This is a genomic window from Xenorhabdus sp. SGI 60, from assembly GCF_056632175.1.
On the sequence record NZ_CP196860.1, the window covers coordinates 2,531,742 to 2,542,076 of the forward strand.

The 10,335-nt window shown below is 44.1% G+C and carries 12 protein-coding genes, 1 tRNA gene and 1 pseudogene; 1 reads left to right on the forward strand and 13 read right to left on the reverse strand.

All coding sequences use genetic code 11. The annotated features are described in order from the left end of the window. Positions 1 to 141: 141 nt before the first annotated feature. From ACSJJG_RS11685 to ACSJJG_RS11715, 7 genes are all read right to left on the reverse strand, one after another. Positions 142 to 2,859 carry a TOPRIM and DUF927 domain-containing protein gene (locus ACSJJG_RS11685; protein ID WP_189760820.1) on the reverse strand — a complete coding sequence of 906 codons (2,718 nt, stop codon included), beginning with the start codon at positions 2,857 to 2,859 and terminating at the stop codon, positions 142 to 144. Between the two features lie 80 nt (positions 2,860 to 2,939). After that, a complete protein-coding gene (locus ACSJJG_RS11690; RefSeq protein WP_189760821.1) occupies positions 2,940 to 3,485 on the reverse strand; it encodes a hypothetical protein in 546 nt (181 codons plus the stop codon). Further along, on the reverse strand, positions 3,485 to 3,679 hold the full coding sequence (locus ACSJJG_RS11695) for a hypothetical protein (RefSeq protein WP_189760822.1): 195 nt from the start codon (positions 3,677 to 3,679) through the stop codon (positions 3,485 to 3,487). Before ACSJJG_RS11695 ends, ACSJJG_RS11690 begins: the two co-directional genes overlap by 1 nt. Further along, on the reverse strand, positions 3,676 to 3,876 hold the full coding sequence (locus ACSJJG_RS11700; RefSeq protein WP_189760823.1) for a hypothetical protein: 201 nt from the start codon (positions 3,874 to 3,876) through the stop codon (positions 3,676 to 3,678). Before ACSJJG_RS11700 ends, ACSJJG_RS11695 begins: the two co-directional genes overlap by 4 nt. 61 nt (positions 3,877 to 3,937) lie before the next feature. Then, the gene (locus tag ACSJJG_RS11705) at positions 3,938 to 4,243 is read right to left on the reverse strand and encodes a hypothetical protein (protein ID WP_189760824.1); all 306 of its coding nucleotides are present in this window, start codon (positions 4,241 to 4,243) and stop codon (positions 3,938 to 3,940) included. Between the two features lie 2 nt (positions 4,244 to 4,245). Next, on the reverse strand, positions 4,246 to 4,416 hold the full coding sequence (locus ACSJJG_RS11710; protein ID WP_189760825.1) for a DUF4222 domain-containing protein: 171 nt from the start codon (positions 4,414 to 4,416) through the stop codon (positions 4,246 to 4,248). Beyond that, positions 4,409 to 4,657, reverse strand: coding sequence for a hypothetical protein (locus ACSJJG_RS11715; RefSeq protein WP_189760826.1), 249 nt, complete (start codon positions 4,655 to 4,657; stop codon positions 4,409 to 4,411). Before ACSJJG_RS11715 ends, ACSJJG_RS11710 begins: the two co-directional genes overlap by 8 nt. A gap of 190 nt (positions 4,658 to 4,847) precedes the next feature. Here ACSJJG_RS11715 and ACSJJG_RS11720 point away from each other — a divergent pair, with 190 nt between their 5' ends. After that, entirely contained in the window at positions 4,848 to 5,159 is a 312-nt protein-coding gene (locus tag ACSJJG_RS11720; protein WP_189760827.1) for a YlcI/YnfO family protein, read from the forward strand. Positions 5,160 to 5,985: 826 nt separating this feature from the next. Here the strand turns inward: ACSJJG_RS11720 and ACSJJG_RS11725 are convergent. The 6 genes and pseudogenes from ACSJJG_RS11725 to ACSJJG_RS11750 form a co-directional block, all read right to left on the reverse strand. Further along, on the reverse strand, positions 5,986 to 6,918 hold the full coding sequence (locus ACSJJG_RS11725) for a hypothetical protein (protein WP_189760828.1): 933 nt from the start codon (positions 6,916 to 6,918) through the stop codon (positions 5,986 to 5,988). Positions 6,919 to 6,936: 18 nt separating this feature from the next. After that, complete coding sequence (locus tag ACSJJG_RS11730) at positions 6,937 to 7,212, reverse strand: helix-turn-helix transcriptional regulator (RefSeq protein WP_189760829.1); 276 nt, start codon at positions 7,210 to 7,212, stop codon at positions 6,937 to 6,939. Further along, a complete protein-coding gene (locus ACSJJG_RS11735) occupies positions 7,212 to 7,427 on the reverse strand; it encodes a helix-turn-helix transcriptional regulator (protein WP_047767012.1) in 216 nt (71 codons plus the stop codon). The genes ACSJJG_RS11730 and ACSJJG_RS11735 overlap by 1 nt, the downstream gene beginning before the upstream one ends. 198 nt (positions 7,428 to 7,625) lie before the next feature. After that, a complete protein-coding gene (locus ACSJJG_RS11740; protein ID WP_189760830.1) occupies positions 7,626 to 8,624 on the reverse strand; it encodes a hypothetical protein in 999 nt (332 codons plus the stop codon). 144 nt (positions 8,625 to 8,768) lie between these two features. Continuing rightward, a pseudogene (locus ACSJJG_RS11745) lies at positions 8,769 to 9,983 on the reverse strand (tyrosine-type recombinase/integrase). 175 nt (positions 9,984 to 10,158) lie between these two features. Next, positions 10,159 to 10,246 (reverse strand) — tRNA-Ser (locus tag ACSJJG_RS11750). Positions 10,247 to 10,335: the final 89 nt, after the last annotated feature.

The following is a 10,335-nucleotide window of genomic DNA, read 5'->3' on the forward strand; positions in this document are numbered from 1 at the left end:
CATTTGATGTTGTCTCAAAACCCCTGTTTGTTGTCTCATGTTGTCTCAATTTAAAAGTAAATATAATTACAATTCATATAGTTAATAAAAATGAGACAACTGAGACAACTGAGACAACAGGTTTAACCCTCACATGAGAAATTATTCGTCGTCGGGTTCTGGCACCAATACCATGATATAAGCCCGTTGCTGGATACCCCCCAAGTGCTTAAGGCGCGGTGTCTTTCCCTGAAAGCTCCTGCCACTGGCCGGCTTCCTGAGAATGCCATTTTTCACTAACGTATCCGCGAACATATCCACGTTAAACCCTTTGGCGATCTCCTGTTTGAATGTGCCAGGCAACGTATAGAAAACAATCGGCGCATCATCATGAACCCCCTTCTTCTCCCGGTAACCCGCTAAATCCCGTATCGGTAGATCCCTTTCGTCATAAGGCAACGGGGCATAACGGCTCATGCCATGAACATTCAAAAATGAAACGGCCTGCTCCACAATTTGCTCAAGCTCTTTATTCCCGGTGCCAAACTCAGCCACCCAGACATTAAAGATATATTGCAGGGCATCCCGGCACTCGCGCTCACTCCACCCGGTCACAACGCGCCCTAACAGCATGGCCGCTTCCAGCACCGCAAAGCGATCACTAACCCGCTGCACCTGCTCACCGTAGCTTTCAGGAATTAACTTGCCCCATCGGGTTTGGGCGTCAATATAGGCTTGCCTGGCTTCTTTTTGATGTGAGGACAAATAATCAATCCATTTCCTGCCTGCTGCTCCGTGGTGTTCCCGGCAACCCTGTTTTAAGGCGTCAGCATGTGCCTTGCCATTTTCCAGGCCGTGTAGCTCTTTGGCGCGTTCCATCGGAATATTCAGTAATCTGACCAATTGCCCGGCGTTAATTTTAATGCCCGCTTCAATGAGGAACGTGGGGATATCTTTTTCACCAGTACTGATAGCCACTGTTCGCCAGCTTGCCATAGGGCGGTTACCGCCTTCTTTCGCGCCCTGAATTTTGCCCTTTCCGTTAAACAGCGTGTAGGCTGACATGTGAACATGTTTCGGGTTCGCGCCCTGTCCGACTTCATCCAGCGATAACAGGCCGTCATTGTGTGCCAGGGCTTCATTGGCAATACCTAACGCAGTTCCGTACCATGTCAGACGCTGCTTATCGGGTTCACCGTATAAACTGGTGGCAATATCGGCGGTTGTCGTTTTACCTGCGGTTGACTGAGCATACAGATGAATGCCGAAGCCATCAGCCCCGACAATGCCCGCCAGAGGCGCAGCTAATGCAGTTGCAATACCCAGCATCATAAACGGGTTATTATTCGCCAGTGTTGCTACATGCTCACGCCAGCTTTCCGGCGTTCCTGAGACGGTATAGGCATTTGCTGACGCACTTCCCCCGTTAAACAAGACCGGTTGCCGGGGAATGCCAATCACTGAGCCATCCGGCATAATGTAGGCGCCTTCATGCCAGCCTGATTTTGCTGTGATACTCCAGATGTCCCTGGTATGGCTGCGGATTAACCAGTCAGCCAGGGTCGCCCTGAGATGACTTTTGGTTGTTACCTGTACGCCCCCTGCCTTGAGTATCCGCCAGCCTTCGCGCTCACCGATATCGGCTGACGCAATCCCTTTGGTGATCGGCTCCTTATTGCCGGTTGCTTCCCAGCGAACAATCAGGTATCGCTCATCATTTTCATCAATGCCTGTTCCGATAACCTCAACCCGTGAGCACAGCCATTGTTCTGATTTGACGATTTCACCCGTTTCCTTGTCTAACTTCGGTGTCACGTAAAAAATCCCCTCATTGCGCACATCAACAAACGGTATCAGCGGATCCTGTTCTTTCTCGCGATATGCTTCTAAATTAATCACCACTGACATTGGCTCCTTCTTCCCCACCGGATACAACCCGTTACTGAATGCCTGTTTTGCTGCCTCGATGCCGTTTTGCTGGCGATAATCGTCCCAGTCGGCTTTATGCTCTGTCGGTGGTAACGATACCCAGCCGTTAATAGCCCTGGCGGTCTTCTCTGCCGCTATCTTGCCGACATTCTTTTTGGGTTTACCCTTGTCGTCCAGTTCGTCCGGTGTGTGCCAGTCGTTATCTGCCGCCAGAATGATTTTTGCTTCTGACCATCGTTCTCTCACCAGTCCGGCAACCGTGGATAAATTGCCTTCATCAATTGCTGCCAGTATTAATCCCTCATGTAACTGGTTTACGGTTAAAGCGGTGGCGTAACCCTCGGTAATAATGATCGTGTCCGGCGTTCCAGTAATGGGGGATAAGGGGATAAAACTCCCCTTTTTCCGGGTACCAGAAACAAGGCGCTTTTCACCATTCGGCTTAATGACCTGAGCACCGGTAATTGTGCCGTCTAATACCTGAGTGACCAGTAACAACGAGCCATCTTTCAATAGCTTCTGATCGGGGCATTGCAGCCCCTTTTTAGTCAGATAATCAGATTGTCCGAAAACCGATTGAGCAAGCAACTTGTTAACCTTTTCGGCTATCGGAGGAGCCTCCGATTTCGGAGCCTCCTTTCTGGCGGGCTTGGGTTCAGGTAAAGGTGGCACCAGCGCCTCAGAAGCCGCTTTCACCGCCTCTGTGATCGTTATTCCCTTCGCCCTCATCAGTAAATCAAAGCCATCCCCGTAATTCGGGTTATCACACTGGCGACAGTGCCAGTCCCCGTTATCGTGGTCGTCCATGAAATGAAAGCGGTCAGTACCGCCGCATATCGGGCAAGCACCATGCTTACCCTTTGCCGGAACATCCACCCCACAGGCTGCCAGCACCCCTTGCCACTGCCCTTGCGCCGCTGTTTTCACTGACCGAACATCAATAGATTTCATTGAAATGCTCCCTTGGCTGCGTAGGTGTTCGCCAGTGCGTTGAGGCGGAAGTTTTTTGTTATGAGTGCCATACTTCCCCCTTAGTGTACTGTTGGTGTGGCGTTATTCAGAGCGCCATTGGCAACATCAAGCGTAAAGGCTTCGTGTAGGTTATCCATCACCTCAACCCCCATTGGTGACAGCTTTAAAGGGCCGTTATCGTCCAGCATGCCGCTGTACATTAAGATGGCGTTCTCTGTGCCTTGCACCTTACCGAACCGCTCAAGCAGCGCGCCCTCGATATTGTTTGCCATGGCAAAGCGTTCACAGTCCATTAGCAAAGGCAATGACACGCCATGATTACAGTAGTAAGGCATCTTGTTTTTGGCGGTGGTTTCCATGATGTAAAGCGTTGCGACCAGCCAGCGGAAAGCAAGTAAATCTTTCTCTGGATCGCCCTGTGCGTGGTCTAAATATTCTGCAATCAGGCGCATTCCTAACACTTTTTCGTTATCCCATTCACCGGCATTAGCACGAGTGGGAATATCTGCCAACGGTATCAGGCCACTATGCTCAAATATCCCGTTCTCGTTGCGCTTCATGACATTTACGTCTGCTCCGATAATTTCAGTGTGATATTTGTTCATTACTTACCCTCCATAGCGTCATTCAGTGACTGGTCAATTTCTCGTGCGCACGTTAAAGCGACACAAATCATATTGCGCGTTTCGTTATCTCGTTCCGCATCCAACCATGTAGAAAGTAAAGTGATTATCTGCTCAGTTTTTGCCTGGGGTATTTCAATTAAGCACTCAATCAGGCGTTTTTGCTCCGCACTCATTCCATCCCCTCCGCTGTCTTGTTAGCTTCCTCAATCAAAAACACCGCAATATCACCGGATAACCTCGCCATTAACGAAGAAATAACGGCTATTTCACTGCCCTCTATTCGATGGGGGTATGACTCAATCAGCTGGTTAATAAATTCGAGTTGTTGCGCCTTTTCAGCCGCTTGATGAAGGGTGATAAGCTTGCTCATTCTTCACCCCCGGTTAGTGCTTCACCTACGCGACGAAAACCCTTTCTGACTTCAATATGACTTACCATTTTGGAAATCCCTCCCGGTGATGAATTTCAAAATCTGCATGCTGCGCTGTGTCATTCAGAGCTTCGGCGATCCGTGGTAAATACATCAGCGCTTCACCGATACGACGTAAATCCTCTCTTGCCTGACGATTGTCATAGTTTTCGTTATCGGCTGACCAGAAAGCCAGTTCGCCCATTGCCGACATCGCCGCCATCACTGCGCTATGTGCACCGTCTGAATGCTTGCGTAAGTCTTTCAGTTCTTCAGTGTCCATCGTGCTGAGATTAGTACGTACCAAGTGGTTATAAATATCAGACATAATCAGGCTCTCCCTGCGTAGGTGTGTTCTTTAGTGAAACGGCTTAAAGGCATGGTGCACGGGCTTTGATACCCTTCACGGACAAACGTCACGCGATTAAAGGCAACTGACAGCACCTGAACGGTATCTCCGTTCTTATGGGTGTAATAGTCATGGGGGGTGGGGTTACGCATGGTTCACCCCCTGAACGGTAGACATATCGCTATGGTTGAAAGGGGTATCGATACCGATATCCCATGCTTGACGAGAGACGAATACCAGAGAGGGAATACCTGCCAGTAGACGGGCTTCACCTTCACTGTCTGCCAGTACGGTAATCAGGCGCACCGGGTGAATATCCACCAGCCGCTGAGTGCCGAATGCAATTAGGAATGTAAATTTAAGGCGAGTTTGGTTATGCTGTGGGGTATCCATAGCGTAAGCCTCCTTTACGTTATTGGTTAGAGGCCCAGTTAGTGTTCGCGCACTACTGGGCTTCGCTATTTGTATTCCTTGAACATTCAAGGTGTGTTTCATGTTATTTCTATGAGAAACACACGTCAAGGCTTTTTTGTATTTCTTTTTTGTGTATAATGAAACACACTTATTGTAAGGAGTTTCATTAATGCCAACGCCAAACAAAAATGCAAAGTCACAGTTAACTACCGTCCGTGTACCACATGATGTAATGGAGGGAATGGAAGAGGTAAAACAAGATAATGAAAGCAACGCCAGATTTATTGTTACTGCTATGCGTGGAGAAATAGCCCGCCGCCAAAGTGAGGGCGATTGCAAAGATCCGCTGCTCTCCTCCCTTGATGCCCTTGCCCGTGTTGAAGAAATCGGCACAAAAGCCAATGAAGAAATAAGACTGCTTATCAGTGTTGCGCAGGAAGAACTCCAGCAACGCAAAGCCAAAACTTCATCTGAGCAATAAATAACCAAGGCAATAATATTGACTTGGTTGACTGACCCTCTTAAAGAGGGGTAGTTAACTGTTTGATTTAATTCATGACGCAAATTTGCGTGATCCCAAAGGGTAGCATTCGCCGTGCTATCCTTTTCTTTTTGTGCTCCTCTTAATGATGACTGCAAAGTTTGCGCGTCGCTAAATGATACGAGCAAAGTTTGTGCAACCCTTAATGAGGTGTGCAAATTCTGTGAGTCAGTATTACTGCCCTGCAAAGTTTGCGAGTAACTAATAGTAACCCGCAAAGTCCGATTATCGGACATTGGATTTTGCAGCGACGAATTTCGTCGGCACAAATAATCACCTGTTTGCATACCGATATTTTCGGTGGTCAAATTATGACCAGACTGCATATTTGCAGCTTGATTAAATATCAATGGGTTAGGTAGCCACCCCGAAATTATCGGGGAGCCTAAACTATGACCAAACGCCAAATATGGCGTCTGGATATTTATCAATGAGTTATTGAGGTGTGAGAAATTTTTCGCATACCCATCAGCTAAAATTTCAGCCGATGATTGGAAAACCAAAGTGACGGCCTCGGACAAATCAATGAGTTGCTGTAGGTGTAACTGAACGGAAAATTTCGCTGAGTATTCATTGGTCATTGATTCAGTGGCCATTGAGCCAGCCAAAGTGAGGACCTCGGCTACAGCTTGGTATGCTAAGCATACTGAGTATTTTATAACCATACCTCTTAAAGAGGTGAGCCTCTGAGATTGAGAACTCCTTAACTTCAAGGAGTCACCAGAAATAATTGGATAACTTAAATCGATAAAATTGCTTCCGCGCATCATTTTATTTCTCTCACCTCAATACCATTAGCTGTATACCCCTGAACCCGAACGCCCTCGACACGGTGGCGCTTTTTAGTCAGAAAGCGAATGTGATCGGCATAGACATAGAGCCACTGACCATCTACAGCAATGCGCTTAAATGTTTTTATTGGTCGTTTTGTATACTGGACAAATGGAGTTATCTTATTGTTTTCACGTGATTGTTTTGAGCACACCTCTTTGAATCCTTTATCTTTGTGCCGATAAACCCAAAACAATTGATATTCACCTGTAATCTGACGAGTACGAACTTTGACATAACCCAGCCTGCGCATGAGTTTGCTAAATTCGGCATCATTGCGGATCAGCCTGCTCAGATATTCCAACGGCTCACGCTTCCAGCCTTTCGCCTGATAGCACTTCGCCAGTTCATGATGGTGCTGCTTATTGAGAATAGTGTATTTGTCCGGCTGGTTTGGATTGCGGTATAAAACCCAATTATCCACCGCTTGTTTTCGTTGTTTTTGCTCAATCAGTAATGCGAACGTCGTTAAGGGCACACCATTTTTGCGCGTGTGATATTCGGAACTGATTGAAGCGATGATATTTAGGGCATAGCTATCAATATCTTTTAGCTGGACAAATCCATAATAGTTACCACTATTCAAATGGTTAACTGAGCACACCTCTGAATAATACTCATAGGACTGCTTATCCCTCCCCGTCAGCCCTGTATCACTATCCGCATCGTGAACCGACACACCAGAATTAATCCAGACCAACCCTTGTCCATTGTGACGCAAGCCCAAATCAGTGAGTGTACAAATACCCCTATTAATCGATGACCAGTCACCGGAAATAACCACTTTACGGATAACTGAAATATCGTTCTGGCTGTTTTCAGAGTGAGCGAGTCCCTGACCATTTAAAGCCACCTTTTTAGATGTCATATTCTTACCCTGTCTTAATTAATTTGATTTTCGGCTATAGGGGTTATTTACATTCTCTACTGTTGGCGGGTTACGAACCCAATGAAGTAGATCACTGAGCAACCAAGCACAGGAGTTACGCCCAAAATGACAGCGGGGCGGGAATAAACCTAATCTTTCTAATTTATGGCAATGACTGCGAGAAATACCGGATATTTTCTCCCGTTCCCTTTCTCTTATTCGCCGTTCAATTTCACCATAAGCGGAAAGAATATATTTCCGCTGTTCGTCGGTAGGTAATATAAATTTCGGCATTACATCACCTCACTGCGAGATTCAGCGATGCGTTGTGATATCCAGTCATCTATTTCTGACTCAATAAAAGCAACTGAACGAGTGCCGATTTTGACTTGTTTAGGGAATCTATTATCTGCAATAAGTTTGTAGATCCACGCTTTACCGTAGCCAGTTCTGCGTTGAACTTCGGGTAAGCGGATAAGATTTTCTTTAAGTGGTGTTATTGCTGGCATGTAGCCCTCCCGTTATCTAGTCCTAGATATGTCTTAATGGACGTTATTTGATTTCAGGGAATGCTAAGCTAATTTTATTGAACAAGAAATGACACATTAATATAAATATGCACACTAATATGCCATGTTAATAACTAATTCTATAAGAAAGTAGAGAGTCATGACAAAAATGAGTGATTGTCTCTCTATCTTTGTCCTTTATAGGTTTTCCAACTCATACTCAAATTTATGCCTCAATAAATGTTTTCTACTGGAAAGCGGGTTTACATATTGACCTCTTCTCGTATCGGGAAAGTAGCATTGTGATCTTACCAACTCTTTTATTTTGTTTTTATTTTCACTTATAACCTCATTATAATATATTAAAGAATTATGTTTTTTTTCTTTGCTTTCCTTTGTTTTTTTTACAATCCTAGAGATTGTTCTTGGGTCAATGTAATTATTTAGCATGGGTGATGCAGATATTAGAAGTAACGCTTTTTGAATGCCCTCTTTATCATAACTCAAGAGGGATTTTGCAATTTCAGAAAGAAGCACTCTTTCTCTTTTTGTTTCATCATCTCTTTTAGTTATTAGTTCATTTTTAAGTGTGTTTATTTTTGAATCTATAACTATAGGATTTAAATTGCTGTCTCCATTTATAATATTATAATAATCCTCATTTGTATTTGAGGATAAAATCCAATGTGTATTTAACTCTAGTACATCTTGCAGTTTTTCTTTATATTTTTCTAAAAAAATTATTTTTCTCTCTAAATAGTTTGTTAAATCAAATTTAGCTAAGTATGCTGCAAAATGATTTGCTATTCTACATAATAATTGTATGTCATCAATTTTCTTAAACTCGCCGCTATCACATTTTGTTTCTTTATATCCATCAATGGATAAAAAATAAAGACTATACTCATAAAAATTTACGTTGTAATTATATTCCATTCCAAGCAATTCAATAGCCCGGTTAATAGAAGCCGTGGATATAAAATCATTAATGATTTTATGTGAATCATTAATTTTTACATCAAGTGAAAATTTTTCTAAGACCTTCTCACATTTTTTTGCCGTTTCCATTTTACCTTCAATAGTGTCAGTGCTTATCCTTATAGAAGCTAACGCACATAGCCTTATATCTCGATAAAATTGAAGGATTTGCATTGCATGGTAATTGATCAAATCAAAATCAATCGATTTAATATCCATATGCTACCCCACACCCTCTATTTAGTAGGAGCTATGCCAGCCCGTAGAGGTGTGCGGGTTTTCGGGAGCGACCCTAGACATAGCTTTATTCTTTAACATATTGTATAGTCTACTAAAGTCAATTACCTCTGTCTATTCATCCAGTTAGGCTCGTTTCCCAAATTTGCCATGTACCACATTTTCGCCTCGTTCGAGCGCTTCCATAAAATCAGCGTACCATTGAAGCATTTCCCTGCGTCCATCCAAATGAAGGGCATGATTATACGTGCCCCTAATAGTATTTTTATCAACATGAGCAAGCTGCAATTCCACCCATTCAGAAGGGAAACGTTGTTCATGTAGTACAGTGCTCATAGTGTGCCGGAACCCATCCCCGTAGCTCTACCGCCATACCCCATACGCTTCATCATCATGGTATTCATAGCCATTTCACTGAGAGGTTTTTTATAATCAGTTCGACTAGGGAATACATATTGGTATTCACCACTAATTGGGATTAATTGCTGAAACAAAGTCACCACCTGATCTGACAAAGGTACGCTGGTGCGGCCTACGCATCTTCATTCTTTCCGCAGGGATTTGAATAACCTTCTTTTCTAAATCAACTTCACTCCACTCTAATTTTCTTAATTCACCAGGGCGCAATTTCCGGTAATAATTAAAATTCTCAGTGCATGTCTAACAACCTGACTGCCCATGTGCTTATCAATGGATTTTAGGAATTCGGGTAACTCATCAACATCAAGGTGAGGGTAGTGCTCTCTTTTGTGGGGAATAAAAGCACTGGCAAGATCGGGGGCTGGATTATACTCAGCTCGACCGGTGATAATTGCGTATTTCCAAACTTCGCCACAACGTTGACGGACTTTTTTTAACTTCTCAGTCGCCCCACGTTTTTCCATTCTCGAAAGAACATCCAGTAATTCCAAGGGCTTTATATCTGCTATTGGTCTATTGCCAATATAAGGAAAGACGTCATTTTCAAAAGCACTCATCATGTCAGCGCGATACCCTGCCGACCACCTATCTTTGCGTTTTTCGTACCATTCAAGAGTAATTTTTTCAAAAGTATTTTCAGACATGATAGCGCTTTCTCGCTTCTTCTGCTTTCTATCTTCAGAAGGATTAACGCCATCAGCTAGAGCGGCACTCTGCTTCTCCTTGCCTTGCTTCCGCTAAAGATACCTCAGGGTAAGTACCTAAAGAAATCATCTTCTGTTTACCGTCAAAACGATAACGGAATCGCCAACCTCTAGATCCATTTGGTTCTATCAACAACCAAAGCCCATTTCCGTCAGATAGCGTATAAGACTTTGCTTCTGGCTTGGCTCTCTTAATTGCCACGTCTGTTAGCTTCATCATTTCACCCATGTGTATAGGAAGATATGTATAGGAAAAACTATACACAAAACTATACACAATTTCATGTCGCTTTCAGAAGACGTTAGTGAGATATTAGGAGACTTGGGTTTATTATTATTTATTGATTTTACTTGAAAAAGTGGACTTTAGGAGACGTTAGAAGAAGTGTAAATGGCGGAGGAGGAGAGATTCGAACTCTCGGATGGTTTCCCATCGGCGGTTTTCAAGACCGCTGCCTTCAGCCGCTCGGCCACCCCTCCGCGATGTCGAGCACTATAAACATCACCGTTCCCAATGTAAAGTATTTGTCTGTTCAACTGCCGTTAATTTATTCACAACACTGTCTCTT